At 53.2% G+C, this 17,879-nt stretch carries 15 protein-coding genes; 8 read left to right on the top strand and 7 right to left on the bottom strand.

All coding sequences use genetic code 11. The annotated features are described in order from the left end of the window. The first annotated feature begins 16 nt into the window (after positions 1 to 16). Positions 17 to 790: a GntR family transcriptional regulator gene (locus tag WCC56_RS02230; RefSeq protein ID WP_424690816.1), complete on the top strand. Its 774-nt coding sequence runs from the start codon at positions 17 to 19 to the stop codon at positions 788 to 790. 40 nt (positions 791 to 830) lie between these two features. Here the strand turns inward: WCC56_RS02230 and WCC56_RS02225 are convergent, their stop codons facing one another. Next, positions 831 to 1,754: a LysR family transcriptional regulator gene (locus WCC56_RS02225; RefSeq protein ID WP_424690815.1), complete on the bottom strand. Its 924-nt coding sequence runs from the start codon at positions 1,752 to 1,754 to the stop codon at positions 831 to 833. A 159-nt stretch (positions 1,755 to 1,913) separates the two neighbouring features. On the opposite strand from WCC56_RS02225, the gene WCC56_RS02220 reads away from it, so the two are divergent. Together WCC56_RS02220 and WCC56_RS02215 are read left to right on the top strand one after the other, a co-directional pair. Beyond that, positions 1,914 to 3,341, top strand: a complete 1,428-nt coding sequence (locus tag WCC56_RS02220) for a M20 family metallopeptidase (RefSeq protein WP_424690814.1) — start codon at positions 1,914 to 1,916, stop codon at positions 3,339 to 3,341. Further along, complete coding sequence (locus WCC56_RS02215) at positions 3,338 to 4,624, top strand: MFS transporter (protein ID WP_424690813.1); 1,287 nt, start codon at positions 3,338 to 3,340, stop codon at positions 4,622 to 4,624. The genes WCC56_RS02220 and WCC56_RS02215 overlap by 4 nt, the downstream gene beginning before the upstream one ends. 64 nt (positions 4,625 to 4,688) lie before the next feature. On the opposite strand, the gene WCC56_RS02210 is transcribed toward WCC56_RS02215, so the two are convergent. Next, positions 4,689 to 5,732, bottom strand: a complete 1,044-nt coding sequence (locus WCC56_RS02210) for an acyltransferase family protein (RefSeq protein WP_424690812.1) — start codon at positions 5,730 to 5,732, stop codon at positions 4,689 to 4,691. A 583-nt stretch (positions 5,733 to 6,315) separates the two neighbouring features. Beyond that, positions 6,316 to 7,755: an aldehyde dehydrogenase gene (gene aldA, locus WCC56_RS02205; RefSeq protein ID WP_424690811.1), complete on the bottom strand. Its 1,440-nt coding sequence runs from the start codon at positions 7,753 to 7,755 to the stop codon at positions 6,316 to 6,318. 369 nt (positions 7,756 to 8,124) lie between these two features. On the opposite strand from aldA, the gene rhaT reads away from it, so the two are divergent. Then, positions 8,125 to 9,159 carry an L-rhamnose/proton symporter RhaT gene (rhaT, locus tag WCC56_RS02200; RefSeq protein WP_424690810.1) on the top strand — a complete coding sequence of 345 codons (1,035 nt, stop codon included), beginning with the start codon at positions 8,125 to 8,127 and terminating at the stop codon, positions 9,157 to 9,159. Positions 9,160 to 9,240: 81 nt separating this feature from the next. Here the strand turns inward: rhaT and rhaR are convergent, their stop codons facing one another. After that, entirely contained in the window at positions 9,241 to 10,110 is an 870-nt protein-coding gene (gene rhaR / locus WCC56_RS02195; RefSeq protein ID WP_424690809.1) for an HTH-type transcriptional activator RhaR, read from the bottom strand. Between the two features lie 8 nt (positions 10,111 to 10,118). After that, complete coding sequence (gene rhaS, locus WCC56_RS02190) at positions 10,119 to 10,946, bottom strand: HTH-type transcriptional activator RhaS (protein WP_424690808.1); 828 nt, start codon at positions 10,944 to 10,946, stop codon at positions 10,119 to 10,121. Between the two features lie 299 nt (positions 10,947 to 11,245). On the opposite strand from rhaS, the gene rhaB reads away from it, so the two are divergent. The 4 genes from rhaB to rhaM are packed head-to-tail and all read left to right on the top strand — an operon-like array spanning position 11,246 to position 15,127. Next, positions 11,246 to 12,718, top strand: a complete 1,473-nt coding sequence (gene rhaB / locus WCC56_RS02185; RefSeq protein WP_424690807.1) for a rhamnulokinase — start codon at positions 11,246 to 11,248, stop codon at positions 12,716 to 12,718. Continuing rightward, positions 12,715 to 13,971, top strand: a complete 1,257-nt coding sequence (locus tag WCC56_RS02180; protein WP_424690806.1) for an L-rhamnose isomerase — start codon at positions 12,715 to 12,717, stop codon at positions 13,969 to 13,971. The genes rhaB and WCC56_RS02180 overlap by 4 nt, the downstream gene beginning before the upstream one ends. 9 nt (positions 13,972 to 13,980) lie before the next feature. Further along, positions 13,981 to 14,823 carry a rhamnulose-1-phosphate aldolase gene (gene rhaD / locus WCC56_RS02175; protein ID WP_424690805.1) on the top strand — a complete coding sequence of 281 codons (843 nt, stop codon included), beginning with the start codon at positions 13,981 to 13,983 and terminating at the stop codon, positions 14,821 to 14,823. After that, the gene (gene rhaM / locus WCC56_RS02170) at positions 14,813 to 15,127 is read left to right on the top strand and encodes an L-rhamnose mutarotase (protein ID WP_424690804.1); all 315 of its coding nucleotides are present in this window, start codon (positions 14,813 to 14,815) and stop codon (positions 15,125 to 15,127) included. The genes rhaD and rhaM overlap by 11 nt, the downstream gene beginning before the upstream one ends. A gap of 51 nt (positions 15,128 to 15,178) precedes the next feature. Here rhaM and WCC56_RS02165 read toward each other — a convergent pair whose 3' ends face one another. Together WCC56_RS02165 and WCC56_RS02160 are read right to left on the bottom strand one after the other, a co-directional pair. Continuing rightward, positions 15,179 to 16,366, bottom strand: coding sequence for a sugar transporter (locus WCC56_RS02165; RefSeq protein WP_424690803.1), 1,188 nt, complete (start codon positions 16,364 to 16,366; stop codon positions 15,179 to 15,181). A 254-nt stretch (positions 16,367 to 16,620) separates the two neighbouring features. Further along, positions 16,621 to 17,879, bottom strand: a 1,259-nt coding sequence (locus WCC56_RS02160) for an MFS transporter (RefSeq protein ID WP_424690802.1), incomplete at its 5' end; no start/stop codon positions are given.

The following is a 17,879-nucleotide window of genomic DNA, read 5'->3' as shown; positions in this document are numbered from 1 at the left end:
CAACAAAGGAATTCCTATGACAGGTAAAGCAAAGGACGAACAGGGAATGAGCAATTTCAGCCGATTATCGGAGGGAGAAGGGGCGCCGCTGTACGAAGTGGTTAAGCGGCATATCAGCGAATCGATACTGTTGGGCGAACTGGCTCCGGGCACGGTCTTGCCAAGCGAGAATGCCCTTGCCGCAGACTTTGGCGTCTCTGTGGGTACCATCCGCAAAGCTCTGGCCGCGTTGACCACGGAGGGAATGCTGATGCGCAGAAGAAAAACTGGCACCGTGGTAACAGGTTGGGCTCCGCTGCATAATTTGAGTTATTTCTTTCAGTATTTCCGGCTGCATGGGAAAGAGGGGGGTCTGTTGCACTCGCTCACTCAGGTGCTGGACTATCAGCAGAGCGAGGCAACCGTAAACGAAGCGGAAAAATTGCAGATTGAACCGTTAGCGGCAGTTATCCGACTGAAACGTGTGCGCAGAGTGGAAGGGATTGCGGCGATGCATGAAACGTTGGTCTTGCCTGCAGCGCGGCTAGTCGACTTCCCGCCAGCGGATAAACTGCCCCCATTGTTATACCGCTTTCTGCTTGAGCGCTACGATTTGCGGGTTGCAGCGGTCAGAGAGCAAATTACCGCGACCTTAGCGACAGAAGAAGATCTAAGCCTGCTGGAACTGAAGGCACCGCACGCGATTATGGTCATTGATGAAATCTCCTTCGACCAGAGCGCGGTTCCGGTAATCCTCGCTCATCATCGCTTCAGTACCGAGCATTTTATGTACGTTAATGAGATTCGCTAGAGGCTTTGCTGTTGCCGCCAGTATGAAAATAACTTACCCCTCAGAAGCCATACTCGCTGCGGAAAACAGCGTTCTGCTGCTGCAGTTGTTCACTGACATAAGAGAGAAACAAATTCAGGGCAGCAGAACGCTGGCGGCCATTCACCGTTTGTACCTGAAGCGTGCGTTGAGTGAGCTGATCGATACCGATGGAACGTAACGCCAGACCGTGCTCCTTCGCCTGATACAGCACGGTAAACTGGCTACAGATGGTGACCGCTTGCGGGTTCTGCTGCAGGAAAAAGTAGAGCGTGCTGAAATTATTGCAGGTGATTGCCGGCTCGATAAACGTTCCGCTCATCTGGCAGGAGAGCTCAAACAACTGTCGGACCGTGGTGCCCTGATCGGGCAATGCCACCGGGTAAGCCTGCAAATCCTTCAGGGTGAAAGCCTGTTTAGCCAGCGGATGTGACTGGTGCATCACAATTAACACCGGCGCTGGGAAAGACGCCACCACATCAACGCCACGTTCAGGATGCAGACTGAACTGAAAAGCCACGTCACACTCACCCTGGCGAAGGAACTCGGCCACTTCAAGCGCGCTGCCAACCGTCAGATTAAAACTGACCGAAGGATGAAGGTGGCGAAACTGCGAACAAAGCGTGGGCAGCAGACTGAAAGCCATGCCATCTGTACAGGCGATGCGCAGCGCTGTGCGTCTGACGGCTTTCAGGCCTTTGATCTCCGCCATCGCATGTTCCATGCCCATGAGGCTTCTGCGCACATGATGTTCAAAGATCTTACCGGCGTCGTTCAGCACCATGCCACGAGCATGACGATCAAACAGCGGTGCCCCAATTTCGGCTTCCAGTTTCTGGATCTGGCGACTGATAGCCGAGACGGCAACAAACAGTTGTTGGCTGGCCGCGCTTAACGAACCGCTATTCACAACGGCCAGAAAATACCGGATTTCAGTACTGTGCATCGTTTTGCCTTCTGATGGTGCATGCCGCCTGGTTGTGCAAGGTAGCTTTGCTTTTAAAGCAAAGCTAGTTTGATATTTTGATGATTGTAGCAAACCCCGATTTTAGCTTAGATGGAAGCAGAACATAACAACAAATCAGCAAACACAACGGGCGGGAATATGACGGGTGAACAGGCGGTGGCGCAGGCTACAGCGTATTTCGACAGCGGCGAATTTAAACAGGTGCTGGCCAGGCGCGTGGCCTTCCGCTCAGAGAGCCAACGAAACGATCGAGATCCTGAGCTGCAACGCTATTATGACGAGGAGATCGCCCCGGCGATGCAATCGCTGGGTTTTACGCTAACCCAGCTTGAGAATCCTCAGGCAGAGGCAAGGCCATTTTTGCTGGCCAGCAGAATTGAAAATGCCTCATTACCTACGCTGCTTTGCTACGGGCATGGTGATGTGGTGTTTGGGGATGATGAAAACTGGCGCGAAGGGCTCGATCCGTGGCGGCTAACGGAAGAGGGCGATCGCTGGTATGGTCGTGGCAGCGCGGATAATAAAGGGCAGCACTCGGTAAACATCGCCGCCCTGGAGCAGATCTCTGCCGCGCGTGGCGGTAATTTAGGCTTTAACTGCAAGTTTCTGTTTGAAATGGGGGAAGAGATCAGCTCGCCTGGGCTGGCGCAAATTTGTGCTGAAAACCCTGAGTTGCTGAGCGCCGATATTTTTATCGCTTCTGATGGCCCAAGACTGAATGCGGAACGTCCAACGCTGTTCCTTGGCTCCCGTGGCGCGGTTAACGTCAGGCTGAATATCACTGCGCGTGACCGCGACTATCATTCAGGCAACTGGGGAGGATTGCTGACTAATCCAGGCACTCAGCTTGCTAACGCATTGGCCTGTCTGGTCAATCAACACGGGCAGCTTCAGGTTGCGGCCCTTAAGCCTCCGGCCATTTCAGCCGAAGTGCGGAAAATCCTCAGCGATATCGATGTGCTGGACAGCACTGATGGCCCGCAGATTGAGGTGAACTGGGGGGAAGCCGGTCTGACGCCGACCGAGCGTTTATATGGCTGGAACACGTTTGAAGTGCTCTCTTTCCTGACCGGTAACCCGGCGCGCCCGATGAATGCCATTCCAGCGAAAGCCACTGCGGTTTGCCAGCTGCGCTTTGTGGTCGGGACCGACTGGGAAAATATCGCTCAGCATCTGCGCGAGCATCTTGACCTCCATGGGTTCCCACAGGTTGAGGTTGAGGTCCTGAGAGGGTCCCCAGCCACAAGGTTAAACCCGCAGGATCCTTTGGTTAATTGGGCACTTGAGGCGATGGCGACCACCAGCGGCAAAAAACCGGCGCTGTTACCCAATCTGGGCGGCTCGCTGCCAAATGATGTCTTCGCGAATGTCCTCGGCTTGCCGACGTTATGGGTCCCACACTCTTATCCCTCCTGCGGACAACATGCGGTGGATGAACACATGCTGAAATCCATCGCCCGCGAAGGGCTGCAAATGATGACTCAGCTGTTCTGGGAACTGGGCGAGAAGGGCGCGCAGCTGCTGGCCAGTCATCATCAGTATCAGCAGCGGGAGGGGAAGGTATGAGCAGCCTCACTCAGCCACAGGCTGAAACCCTGAGCACTACGCCTAACCTGTATAAAACCTTGTTTGCCACCTGCGTGGGTAATGCACTCGAATGGTTTGATATCGCGGTTTACGGTTTCTTTGCCAGTTACATCGCCCATGCCTTTTTCCCAACCCAGGATCCTGCCGTCTCGCTGTTGCTGACGTTCGGCAGCTTTGGCGTGTCATTTTTGATCCGGCCATTAGGGGCGATTGTATTGGGTGCCTATGCTGACCGCGCAGGCCGGAAAAAAGCGCTGATGCTGTCGATGACGCTGATGATGGTTGGCGGGCTGATCATTGTACTGATGCCTTCTTATGGCACCCTCGGTATGATTGCGCCGATCATGATCCTGCTGGCTCGCCTGATTCAGGGCTTCTCTGCTGGTGGCGAGTTTGGCAGTTCTACCGCGTTTCTGGTGGAGCATTTCCCCCATCGCCGCGCGTTTATTGCCAGCTGGCAGTTTGCCACCCAGGGAGCGAGTACGTTGCTGGCTTCGGCGTTTGGCCTGGGGCTGACTCAGTGGCTGAGTGAAGCGCAGATCCAGGATTGGGGATGGCGCATTCCTTTTGCCTTTGGACTATTGATTGGCCCGGTCGGGCTCTATATACGCCGCCATGTGCATGAACCAGCCAGTTTCGTTGCGCTGGAGAAAACTCATTCGCCGCTGAAAATGTTGGCTGGCCAGCAAAAGAGTTTAATGCTGATGGCGATCGGCCTGATGGTGATCTCGACAGGGATCAATTACATGCTGAATTATGTGCCAACTTACGCCACTAAAAGCCTGCACCTTTCGGGAACGGCGGCTTTCAGTGCCACCTTGTTGGCCGGAGTGATCCTGACGGTGGTGACGCCGATCATGGGGCTTTGGGCCGAGAAAATAGGGCGCAGGCCGCTGATGTGGGGATCGCTTGGGCTGCTGATCCTGACGATTTATCCGGCCTTCCTGCTGGTGGTTAATCGTCCTACTGCGGGGATGCTGCTGCTGTTGGTGGGCTGGATGGCATTGCTGAAGTCGATTTACTTCTCAACGGTGCCTTCAATGATGGCCGATCTGTTCCCGATGACCACCAGAGCCAGCGGTATGGCCATCAGCTATAACATCGCTGTGACCGTATTTGGTGGGTTTGCCCCTTTGATTTGTACCTTGTTGATTACCGCCACCGGGACGAGTTTAGCACCCAGCTATTATTTGATGGTGTTGGCGTTGGTGAGCGGCTGGGCGCTGTTTAAAACCCAGTCCCTGAAAAGCATCAGGGCATAACGATCAAATGCACCTCTATTGCCCGCTGGTAAACGAGCAATTGGAGGTGCACTTTTATGGATTTTTATCCGGCTTTTACCTGAAGGATCACTGAAGCACGGCGTTCAATTATCCAGTAGACCAGGTAACCCACCCCGACTGAGCCAACCAGTAAAATGGCCATCGCCAGGTAAAGCATTATTTGACCGCTGCTTACCGGAATGAAGAAATGAAGAATCTCTTCAAGCGCGCCCATTAACAGTCGATGACAGACATAAATTGAATAGGAAGCCATGCCCACAGCGGTTAATACTTTCCCAGTGGAAGAGGACTTGCCGATACGGAAGCTGAAAAACGTCAGGATAAAGAAACTCAGGGTCAACACGATAAGCTGCGTGAAGCCTTGCAACAGCAGGGTAGAAACGATTACCAGGAAGCCGACCATCAGCAGGGAGTAGCCACTGTGGAACCAGGGTGTACTCAGCCTTGGCTGTAAGGCGTAACAGAAAACGCCACTCAGAAAATAAAGCATAATCGGGTTAGTATAAAAATGGACCCAAAGGTTGTCGCTCTTCAGCAATAAACTGGTGGCGGCAAGCACGATCACGCTGAGAAAAATGAAGGTCAGTCCGGCACGGCGCGCCAGCAGCAATCCTACTGAAAAGATGAGATAAAATAGCATTTCATAGCACAGTATCCAGCCCGCCGAGAGCACAGGGGTCAGCGAACCCAGCTCTTTGATATACACTGACGGAATAAAGAGGAGTGACAGAAGGTTATCAACAGGCCCTATGGTAGTAGAGGGAAACCAGGCGGGTTGAATAATCCAGAAGATAATTGTTATTAAGGTGAATAAATAATACACCGGTAATATTTTAACCAGCCTTTTTTTGATAAAAGGAATAACTTTCCCTTCAGCAAAATCATTCCAGTGCAAACTTGAAATCAGATAGCCGCTGCTCATAAAAAAAAGAAATACACCTAATTGACCAATAGAAGAACCATAACCGGCAAGACCTGAAAATTTCACTTCACTTAATTTACCGGCAAAACTTTCTGCATTGCAGAGTACTATCAGCAAACAGGCTGCAGCATGCAGCCAGGTAATAGAGAGTAAATTGTTTTTCATGTAAATGACCCCGATGCTGTGGAGGAAACCCCTCACCGCAGAACGGTGAGGGGCAGGGAGCATATCCATTTTTAGAATATTTTATTGATGGATTTAATCATTGGGCCTTTATTGGCCTCTCTGTAATGAAATTGCTGTGTGCGTCTTTCTTTCAACACATAAGCTCAAATGTGCTCTGTGTGAGGTGATACATTAACCCGATTTAATCATTTATTGCCATATGTAAAATACAACATTAATTAGTTTAGGAATTTCCTGTACCTGTATCTTTAATTAATTTTGGATAAATCGTGCAAGTAATAAATGGTGCTAATAATTGCTTTTTTCTTTTCCCGCTTCAGAGGCCCCATTTCAGGCAACATGGCGCGAAGACTGGCTTTTATGGGGGGGTAATTGATAAGCAATACAGGGTAAAATAAGCGGGATCACACCCGATCATCAAGAATAGTTAGCGCAGCTTAACTATAGGACTATTCCTGGAGTGCGGTATAAGGGGGCTGAATGTATGCGGGATGGCCTGATACGACAGGTTGCAGCCGGTATAACGCTACCGGCTGCTTCTTTACTGGAAACACAATCTGAATTAATGAGATTGCAGATAGGCCACGTGGGTCTGTAAATACTCCTCAAGACCGTGGCGACCATCTGCGCCACCAATGCCGGATTTACGCCAGCCAGCATGGAAGCCCTGCATCGCCTCAAAGTGCTCACGGTTGACATAGGTCTCACCAAATTTCAGCTGTTTCAGCGCCTGCATAGTGGTGTTCAAATCACGGGTGAAAATGGAAGAGGTCAGGCCGTACTCGCTGTCGTTAGCCATTTCAATGGCCTCTTCAAGCGTGCTGAAGGGGATAACCGGCAGAACGGGGCCGAACGTCTCTTCCTGCACAATCGTCATTTTCTGCGTGACGTTGGTCAATAGCGTCGGTTCGAAGAAGAAGCCCCGGTCACCGCTGCGTTTGCCGCCGGTCACGATTTTCGCACCTTGTTCTACTGCCAACGCGACTTTTTGTTCAACCCGTAGCAGGGCATCAGCGGAAATTAATGGGCCCATATCGATGTCGTCCCTTATTGCAGGATCACCGCTGGTCACTTCGGCAAACGCCTTAGCCAGACGAGCCACCACCTCGTCATAAACATCCTGCTGCACATAGAGCCGTTCCGCACAGTTGCAAACTTGTCCGGTATTGATCATTCGGGAGCTGACGATGGCTTTCACTGCCAGTTCAAGATCGGCATCATTCATCACAATCGCAGGGGCTTTTCCACCCAGTTCAAGAGAAACTTTAGTGATATTAGGCGCCGCTGCTTTCAACGTGGCAATACCAGCGTTAACGCTACCGGTCAGACTGACCATGCCAACCTTAGGATTTGCGGCCAGCGCTTGTCCCACCTCCGGTCCATAACCTGTGACCAGGTTAAATACCCCGGCAGGCAGGCCGATCTCATCAACAATCTCGGCAAACAGCATGGCGTTATTAGGCGTCAGCTCGCTCGGCTTGATCACGATAGTGTTGCCAGTGATCAACGCTGGAGCGGCTTTACGGGCAATCAAAAAGAACGGGAAGTTCCACGGCAGAATACCGGTGGTCACGCCGATGGCTTTTTTAAATACCATGATGGTTTCATTAACCCGGTCGCTCTGCACAATCTCCCCTTCGTAACGGCGCGCCCATTCAGCCATATAGTCGAGATAATCGGCGGTAAACAGCACTTCCGTTTGGGCCAGCTGCTGCGTTTTGCCGCCTTCAGCCACTATCGTGGCGGTAATTTCCGCTTCACGGCGGCGAATGCCGGCAGAAATTTTACGCAACCAGTGACCACGCTCAACCGCTGGCAAAGCTTCCCAGCCAGCCTGCGCAGACTCTGCGGCTTCAATTGCGCGATCGGCATCTTCACGGTTGCCTTCCGGCACCTGAGAGAGCAACTCTTCCGTGGCGGGGTTAATGACATCAATCCAGCGTCCGCTGCGGTTTTCTACAAACTGGCCATTGATATAAAGGCGATGTTGGCGTGCGGTCATGGCAAATTCTCCGTAAACACTATTTTATGGTGAGGTTAATGAAATGTTGCGTTATAAAATACTGCCGCAGGAAACACGCGATGACCTTTCTCTGGCTGCCATTGAGCCGCCAGGGTTGGCAGAATCAAAAAGAACCCGGTAACGGATCGGGTAAAAACAAATTTACGCTTAAAAATGAGGGGATTATCAGGTGGTGAGGGGATTTTCACGTAAGGACATCAGAAACGGGATTTGTGATCGCGGTCGGCAGGAGGCGCTGAATTTTGCCAGGTTTTCACCCGCGCGGGCAATCAGCCTAAGGTGGCAGCGGTTCGATCCTTCGTAGACTGCGTATACCGGGAACCTCACCCTCCTACGAAGGAAATAATAATGAATCAAGCAATCCTTTCAGGCATCCTGTGGCATCTGGTGGGCGCGGCCAGTGCTGCCTGCTTCTATGCTCCGTTAAAAAAAGTGCGTCACTGGTCATGGGAAACCATGTGGTCAGTTGGCGGTATCGTTTCCTGGATCGTTCTCCCCTGGGCTGTAAGCGCAATACTGCTGCCAAACTTCTGGGGGTATTACAGTAGCTTTTCTCTCTCTCAGCTACTGCCTGTCTTTCTCTTCGGTGCCATGTGGGGCATAGGGAATATCAATTACGGTCTGACCATGCGCTATCTGGGCATGTCGATGGGGATTGGCATTGCCATCGGTATCACGTTGGTAGTGGGTACACTCATGACGCCGCTGCTGCAGGGCCGCTTCGTTGAGTTGTTTGGTTCTGAAGGCGGCAGATTGACGCTGCTGGGTGTGTTCGTCGCTTTGATTGGTGTGATAATCGTCTCACGCGCTGGCTTATTAAAAGAGCGTGCGATGGGCATTACTGCCGAGGAGTTCAACCTGAAAAAGGGGCTGATTCTGGCGGTGATGTGCGGCTTCTTCTCGGCCGGGATGTCCTTTGCGATGAATGCGGCAAAGCCCATGCACGATGCGGCAGCTGCTCTGGGAATCGACCCTCTTTATACTGCCTTACCAAGCTATGTGGTGATCATGGGCGGCGGCGCAATCGTCAACCTGGGCTACTGTTTCATTCGTCTGGCAACCAAATCGAACCTGTCGGTCAAAAAAGATTTCTCTGTGGCGAAATCCCTGCTGATCAGCAACGTGCTGCTCTCGGTTCTGGGTGGCATCATGTGGTATCTGCAGTTCTTCTTCTATGCCTGGGGGCACGCCAGCATTCCAGCTGAGTATGACTTCATCAGCTGGATGCTACACATGAGCTTCTACGTTCTTTGTGGCGGTCTGGTAGGGCTGGTATTGAAGGAGTGGAAAAACGTGGGTCGTCGTCCTGTCAGCGTACTTTGCGGCGGCTGTGCGGTGATTATCCTGGCAGCCAATATCGTGGGAATGGGCCTGATGTCCTGAGGAGCATCCTGAGGAACTCAGAGCAAGGAGGCTCTGAGTAGTTACAGCACCACAGGGAAGTGGTGTCTGTAACGGCGGATTTTACTCTTCGTGTCGGGCAAAATGCGTCTTACGTTGATGTTCCTGTTCAAACTGCTGTCTGAAAGCGCTGGGCGTTAACCCCGTTTCACGCGTAAACACCGCCGAAAAATAGTTGCTGTCATCAAAGCCGCATCGCGCTGCCACTTCCCCGATCAGACAATCGCTGCTGCGCAACAAATACTTCGCCCTGCATAATTGCAGCTGACGAATATAGTGGCCCGGCGTCATGCCGGTTTGCTGGCGGAACAGCTGTTTCAAGGCGCGTTCAGAAAGGTGATGCTGATGGCAAAATGCACTGAGGTCAAAGTGGGTGGCAATCTGTCCCTGAATAGCAGACATTAACAGATCTAACTGCTCGCCTTCTGGTAACTGCCAGGCACTGTCTGCCGCATAACGGTGACGTTGTAACGTAAGCACCAGCTGCAAAAACAAGGTTTCAGTGAGTTGCCTGGAAAGCTGATCGCTTTTACGGCTCTCCTGCGTCAGCTGCTGAATCACTCCCCGTGCTAACGCCATGCCGCGTGTAGTCAGTCGCCAGGCTGCTCCGTCATTCTCCGGCAGGAAATTGTTCCACTCGAAGCCGAGACTGAACCGCTCCGGGCAGTAGATGATGTTGTCCAGCACCAGGTCGTTAACCGACTGAAAGCTGTGGCAATCATCGGGTCGCAGGTAAAACAGATCGCCGCAGGTAATCAACCACGGCTTATCATTCATCACATGCAGGCCATTACCCCGCCAGACGATCACCAGTTCGCTGAATTCATGAATATGCGGCGGGAAGCTGGGCTGCGGCGCGCGGTCAGCGACCGCCACCGGCATTAGCTCAGAAGGGAAATAGTCGGCTTTCGCCAGGCGAAGGGGTGCAGTCAAGGGTCACCTCACAGATCATTTTGTCTGATGGTACGCGGAGAGGTGCCAAACTCGCGCTTGAACAGTGTAGAAAAGTGATTGCTGTCACCAAATCCACACTGATAAGCAATATCGGTAATGCGCATTTCACTGTGACGCAGCAGATGACGCGCCTGCAACAGACGCAGTTGGTTCAGATAGCGTTGCGGCGTGCTGCCCGTTTGCTGTTTTAACTGGCGATGAAGTGTTCTTAGCGACAGCGAGAAACGGCTTGCCAGTGTTTCCCAGTCAACCTCCTCACTGAAATGTTCAGCGAGCCAGTTAAGCAATCCTCGCATCCTGCTGTCCTGATCGTCATCCGGTAATTCGCTGCATCCCCGGCGGAGCAACACCAGCAGCTGCATAAAGCGCATCTCTTGCTCTGCCTGAGTTTCCAGACTGGTTGGGTCTGACGACTTGGCCAACGCCTCAATCACCGTTTTCGCCTGTGCCAGCACTTTATTGCCAATGCGCCAGTGCGAGGGGTAATTGCCGCCGGATTCCTGCGGCAGAAGATGTTGGAAGCCTGTTACGAAGCGAAAGGCCTCCGGCCCACGATAAAGCACATTAGTCAGGATCAGCTTGTCGGTATTTTCGTACAAGTGCCGATCGTGATTGCGAACAAAGCAGACGCAGCCACCGCATAAAGGGCGGGGCTCGCCATTAAAGATATGGATACCCGCACCCTGTTCGACAATGACGATTTCATGGAAATCATCATGGTGGTGTTCAGGGAAAGCGCCCTGAGGGGCACGCGGTTCTATGGCTATCGGCAGTCCGCCGCTCGGGAAAAAATCCACGCTGTGTAATACGGTCATGAACAGTCCTCTTTGCCAGTAATCGGGCAAGTCTACTGTCCGCAGCTGGGCGTTGACCTTGAATTTTCGACAGTAATTAACTGTAAATGCGCTGTTTTTCTAAGAATTACGCAGGGGAATAGCAGAATTGCGCGGCGTGTCACATTGGGGGCTAAAGCGAGGGAAAAACAAAAGTGTGAGCTGATTCACGTTCACCTTTGCCAGATTGCCAGCGGCCGACAGCGGCTGGCAGTTACGGGAAGGTGCCAGATTGTCAGGCTTTTAGACTGGGGCTATCGAACTGAAAGGAAGCCCATGTTATGACCCTGCGAAATTGTGTTGCCATCGACCTTGGTGCCTCTAGTGGCCGTGTGATGCTGGCCCGCTTTGATGCCCACACGGGCGAGCTTCAGCTGGAAGAGGTTGCCCGCTGCGTAAACCGTCTGGTGACGGTGGATCAGTGGCAGTGCTGGGATGTGGATGCGCTGGAAACATTTATCCTCACCTCGCTGAATAAGCTGGTTGAACAGGGGATTGTGCCGGACAGCATCGGCATTGATACCTGGGGCGTGGACTATGTTCTGCTGGATAAACAGGGTGAAAGAGTGGGCTTGCCGGTTGCCTACCGGGATGGACGTACACAGGGCGTGATGCAACAAGCCTGTGATGAGTTAACCCGCGCGGTTATTTATCAACGTACCGGTATTCAGTTCCTGCCTTTTAATACGTTATATCAGTTACGCGCCCTGACAGAGTCGCAACCTGAGTGGCTGGAACAGGTTCAGCATGCGCTGATGATCCCCGATTACCTTCACTATCGCCTGACCGGCAAGCTGAACTGGGAATACACCAACGCCACGACCACCCAGCTGTTGAACATCCATAGCGGCGAGTGGGATGAAACGTTATTGCGCTGGACGGGCGCGAAAGCCAACTGGTTTGGCAAGCCTTCGCAGCCTGGTACGCCAATCGGCCACTGGACCAGCAACAGCGGGCAACAAGTGCCAGTCATTGCTGTAGCCACCCACGACACCGCCAGTGCGGTGCTGGCCGCGCCGGTTGCCGGGACCAATGCCGCGTGGATGAGTTCGGGAACCTGGTCGCTGATGGGGTTTGAAAGCTTCCAACCCTTCACCGATGAAGCCGCTCTGGCGATGAATATCACCAACGAAGGCGGGGCCGAAGGGCGCTATCGGGTGCTGAAAAATATCATGGGGCTGTGGCTGCTCCAGCGCGTGTGCAGTGAGCTGGTCATTGAAGACTTGTGTTCGCTGATCGAAGACGCAGAGCGCCAGCCAGCCTGCCGTTCATTAATTAACCCCAACGACGACCGCTTTATTAATCCAACCAATATGGTGCGGGAAATTCAGGATGCCTGCGTTGAACAAGGCATGCCTGCACCAGCCGACGCAGCGGCGCTTGCCCGCTGCATTTTTGACAGTCTGGCGCTGTTTTATCGCCAGGTTTTACACGAACTTCAGGATCTGCGTGGCAGTGCCTTTAGCTGGCTACATATCGTGGGCGGCGGCTGTCAGAACCCGTTGCTCAACCAGCTGTGTGCTGATGCCTGCGGGATCCCGGTTATCGCCGGGCCCATTGAAGCCTCTACGCTGGGCAACATTGGCAGCCAGCTGATTGCCAGCGGCGACATCGATGATGTCACGCATCTGCGCAAACTGATCAAACAAAACTTCTCTCTGAAAACTTACACCCCTCACGCCAGTGACGTTTATCGCCGCAGTTGGCCGCGTTTCCAGTCACTGACACACAAGGCAAAGGAGCTATGTATATGACCCGAGCAATCGAACAGGCGTTTGAGCTGGCGAAGCAGCGTTTCGCTGAAATCGGCATTGATGTCAACGCCGCGATGGCCCAGCTGGATAAGCTGCCCGTTTCCATGCATTGCTGGCAGGGGGACGATGTTAGAGGCTTTGAAAACCCACAGGGCGCGTTGACAGGTGGTATCCAGGCGACCGGTAACTATCCGGGCAAAGCCACTTCGGCCACCGAGCTGCGTGCCGACTTAGATCAGGCGATGGCGCTGATCCCGGGTCCAAAGCGTCTGAATCTTCATGCTATTTATCTGGATGCAGAAAGCCCGGTCGATCGTATCGACATCAAACCAGTGCATTTCAGCCAGTGGGTTGAGTGGGCGAAGAAAAACAAGCTGGGGCTGGACTTCAACCCAACCTGTTTCTCGCATCCGTTGAGTGAGGATGGCTTTACCCTGGCACACAGTAATCCGGAAATCCGCCAGTACTGGATCGATCACTGTAAGGCCAGCCGGAAAATTTCCGCTTCCTTCGGTGAACAGCTGGGAACCCCTTCGATCATGAATATCTGGGTGCCGGATGGCATGAAGGATCAAACGATTGACCGCTTCGGGCCTCGTGAACGTCTGATGAACTCGCTGGATGACATCATCAGCGAAAAGCTGAACCCTGCGCATCACTACGATGCGGTAGAAAGTAAGTTGTTCGGCATCGGGGCAGAGAGCTACACCGTGGGCTCCAATGAATTCTGCCTCGGCTACGCCAGCAGCCGCCAGACGGCGCTGACGCTGGATGCCGGTCACTTCCATCCAACCGAGCAGGTGTCTGACAAAATCTCCACCGCCATGCTGTATGTCCCTCGCTTGCTACTGCATGTAAGCCGCCCGGTCCGTTGGGACAGCGATCACGTCGTGGCGCTGGATGATGAAACCCAGGCGATTGCTAATGAGATTGTTCGCCAGCGTCTGTTCGACAAAGTGCATATCGGCCTGGACTTCTTCGATGCCTCCATCAACCGCATCGCGGCCTGGGTTATCGGAACGCGTAATGCGAAAAAAGCCCTGTTGCGTGCCTTGCTGGAGCCGGTAGACACCCTGAAAAAGCTCGAGCTGGAAGGGGATTACACCACTCGCATGGCGCTGTATGAAGAGCAAAAATCTCTGCCGTGGCAGGCCGTATGGGAAGCCTACTGTCTGCGTCACGATGTGCCAGCCGGTGCCGGTTGGTTAGGCGATGTCCGCCATTATGAACAACAAGTTCTCAGCAAACGTTAAGGACGTAACATGCAAAATATTCTGAATTCCTGGTTTGTGCAGGACATGGTTAAAGCAACAAGTGACATGTGGCTGAAGGGCTGGGATGAGCGTAATGGCGGTAACGTCAGCCTGCGTTTGCTGGACGAAGAGGTGAAACCTTTTGCTCAGGATTTCGATCGTGAACCCCGCACCGTAGAACTGACCCAACCCGCGCCGGGGCTGGCGAACTGCTGGTTCCTGGTCACCGGTTCTGGCAAATTCTTCCGTAACGTTCAGCTTGATCCTGCCGACAGTCTGGTGCTGCTGCGGGTAAGCGAAGATGGCCGTGCCTACAGCATTTACTGGGGACTGACCAACGGCGGATTACCAACCTCTGAACTGGCTTCACACTTCCAGTCACACAGCGTGCGCATCAAAGCCACTAACGGGGCAGACCGCGTGATTATGCACTGCCACGCCACTCACTTTATGTCACTGAGTTATGTGGTCGAGCTGGAGTCTGCCAGCTTCACCCGCCTGTTGTGGGAAGGCAGTACCGAATGTCTGGTGGTGTTCCCTGATGGCGTTGGCATTGTGCCCTGGATGGTGCCGGGCACCGATGGTATCGGCGAAAAAACCGCAGAACAGATGGCGTCCCACAGCCTGGTGATGTGGCCCTTCCATGGCATCTTCGGCGCAGGCCCAACGCTGGACGAGACGTTTGGTCTGATTGATACCGCTGAGAAATCCTCAGAGGTGGTGGTGAAAGTGCTGTCGATGGGCGGGATGAAGCAGAGCATCACCACGGCAGAGCTGATAGCGCTGGGCGAACGTTTCAACGTCAAACCGTGGCAGGCGGCACTGGAGGCAACGCATTCTCATGTTGCGTAAAGCGTTCGTGATGCAGGTTCATCCGGATAAACATCAGGAGTACCAGCAGCGGCACAATCCGATTTGGCCTGAACTGGCACAAACCCTGAAGGAGCATGGCGCGCATCATTACAGCATTTTTCTTGATGCCCCCCGCAATCTGCTTTTTGGCGTGGTGGAGATAGAATCAGAAGCACGCTGGAATGCAGTGGCACAAACCGAGGTGTGCCAGCGCTGGTGGCAATCGATGTGCCAACTGATGCCTTCTAACGCGGATGGCAGCCCGGTCAGCGCCGAACTCAAATCGGTGTTTTATCTGGAATAACAAAACAAAAAACCACCTGAAAAGGTGGTTTTTTTTTGCCTGCAAAACAGCTTAGCCATTGATTCTCAACTGCGGATAGCGCCGCATACTCCAGGCACACCAGGCCAGAGATAACAGGCCAATCGCGCCGCCAGCATAACCAATATTCTGCATGTCCAGATGCAAACTGACCTGATTCCCCAGCAGAGCGCCGCCGCCAATGCCAATGTTATAAATTCCTGAGAGTAACGACATGGCTACGTCAGTCGCATCCGGGGCCAGCGCCAGCACGCGAACCTGCACTGCCAGGCCAATAATCATGATGCCCATTCCCCAGAAAATACACAGCGTTGATATCGCCAGCGAGTGGGTTGCCGACACATAGAGTGACAGCATGCATAACGTGATAAGCGCAATGGCACCCAGTAAGAATGCCGCCGGATATTTATTGCCAAGCGTACTGAACAGGATGCTGCCGACAATACCGGCTGCGCCAAAGATCAACAGCAGGAAGGTGGTAAAGTTGGCGCCCATCGAAGCCACGCTTTGAATAAAGGGTTCAATGTAGCTATAGGCCGTATAATGCGCGGTAACCACCACTGCAATCAGCAAATAAAGCGAAACCAGAGCAGGGCGCTTAAATAACATCGGCACACTTTTCAGTGAGCCGGTGTGCTCACTCGGCAACTTAGGCAATAATTTTGCCAGGCACAGCAGGGTTATCAATGCCACCAGTCCAATCACGCCGAAGGTAATACGCCAGCCGAGATACTGGCCAATCAGGCGGCCAATTGGCAGGCCTAATACCATTGCCAGCGCGGTTCCTGTCGCCAGCATACTTAATGCCTGAGTCTTTTTCCCTGCGGGCGCAACGCGGATCGCCAGCGAAGCGGTGATTGACCAGAAAATGGCATGGGACAAGGCTATCCCGATACGTGACAACACCAGAATGTTGAAACTCCAGGCAAAAGTAGAGAGCACGTGGCTGGCGATAAACAGGGTGAAAATCGCAATCAGCAGGAAGCGCCGCTCAACATTTCGCGTCAACAGCATCATCGGCAGGGACAGCAAAGCCACGACCCAGGCATAGATGGTCAGCATCAACCCGACCTGTGCCGTGTTCATGGAATAACTGGCCGCAATATCGGACAGCAGACCTACCGGAGCAAACTCGGTGGTATTAAAAATAAACGCGGCAATGGCTAACATGAAAACACGCAGCCACGCTGTTTTGCGTGAAACAGGATTGGTTGATTGCATTGGAGTTAACGACATGTTGATGGAAAGTTAATTCCACATCGGGCGGAATCAAAGAAGTTACCTGCGTATTGTGTTTTATTTATCCGACAGAAGACACTGAAAAAGTGCCCTTTTTTGTAAATCAGAATAATAGTCGGACTCATCGCCAATAAAAAGGCAGCAAAGGTCTTTTACCTGCGCGGATAACGTCTTATCTGGAACGAAAAAGAGCCCTCAGGGCTCTTTATGTTGTTCATTCTACGTCGGTGCGATCTCTAGCCTGGTTGAACCTGCAAACTCCGTCGGGTTGCCACCGCCCTGACCACCAGCAGCAACATTACGATCCATTCCGCGGCCAGCGTCATCAATACGGCATCCTGATAACTGCCATGTTGCTGCAACACCTGGCTGTAAACGGTTCCCAACAGCATTGGGCCCAGACCGAACGCGGCCTGTTGAACGGTTGAAAGCATCGCACTGCCTGCGCCAGCATGATCCTTGGGAACATCGGACAGGCCAATTCGATAGAAGCAGCTGACGATAAATGACTGGCCGAAACCTATTAACGCCGTTGCCGGGATCAGCGCATAAACCCCAACCTCTGGCCAGCCGAATTTGAACGTGGCCACCAAGGCCAGCAGCCCGGTCATTTGAATCCCACAACCGGTCAGCAGCATGGCGAGCTTGCCTGTTTTGTCTGCCAGCCGCGTTGTGCAGAGTGACCCAATAAAATACGCCACGCCTAAAGCAATAAAGGCATTACCAGACTGGAAGGGCGTCATTCCCAGGCCGGACTGAAGCGTTAACGCCACGGCAAACATAAAGCCGCTCCAGCAGGAGAAGAACAGCACGGCGATAGAAAGCCCAAAGCGCACGCCGTTCAGGCGCATCAGGCTTGGTGGCAACAGCGGATGCCCGTTCTGCTGTTCCAGCTTCACTTCCACCCGCCACAAACGGTGCAGCAGTATGGGGAAAGCGGCCAGCAGCAGGATGCAAGGCCACGACCAGTGCAGCAGAGGCCCCAGTGCTAACGCTATTAACAAACAGCCAATGGCGCTGGCGAGCAAGACCGTTCCGGCCATATCGATGGAAACCTTTTGCGATTTTTGGGTTTCCGGGATGCTCTTAGCGGCAAACAGCACAATCAACACACAGAGCGGGATATTGATCAGGAAAACGCTGCGCCAGCCATAGCCACCGAGGTTAGCCGCAATCAGAAACCCCCCCAGAACCTGGCCGATAATAAAGGCCAGTCCGCCAATTCCACCGTAAAGGCCGATGGCGCGGGCATGAGCGCGACCGTGCAGGCAAACGTGCAGCGTGGCGAGAATTTGCGGTACCACCATTGCCGCGCCGATGCCCTGCAGGCCACGGGCAACAAGCAGCAGCCAGACAGAATCCGCCACACCGCATAACAGCGAAGCAAGGCCAAAAACCACCACGCCAAGCGTAAATACCCGGCGGCGACCATAGTTGTCACCCATTCTTCCGCCCATCGCCAGACTCACGGCAAAGGCAATGCCATAGACGGCGA

It is taken from the genome of Erwinia sp., from assembly GCF_049696395.1.
Taxonomy (GTDB): Bacteria; Pseudomonadota; Gammaproteobacteria; order Enterobacterales; family Enterobacteriaceae; genus Erwinia.
Note: the sequence above shows the minus strand (reverse complement) of the source record. Positions and strands in the feature narration are given on the sequence as shown.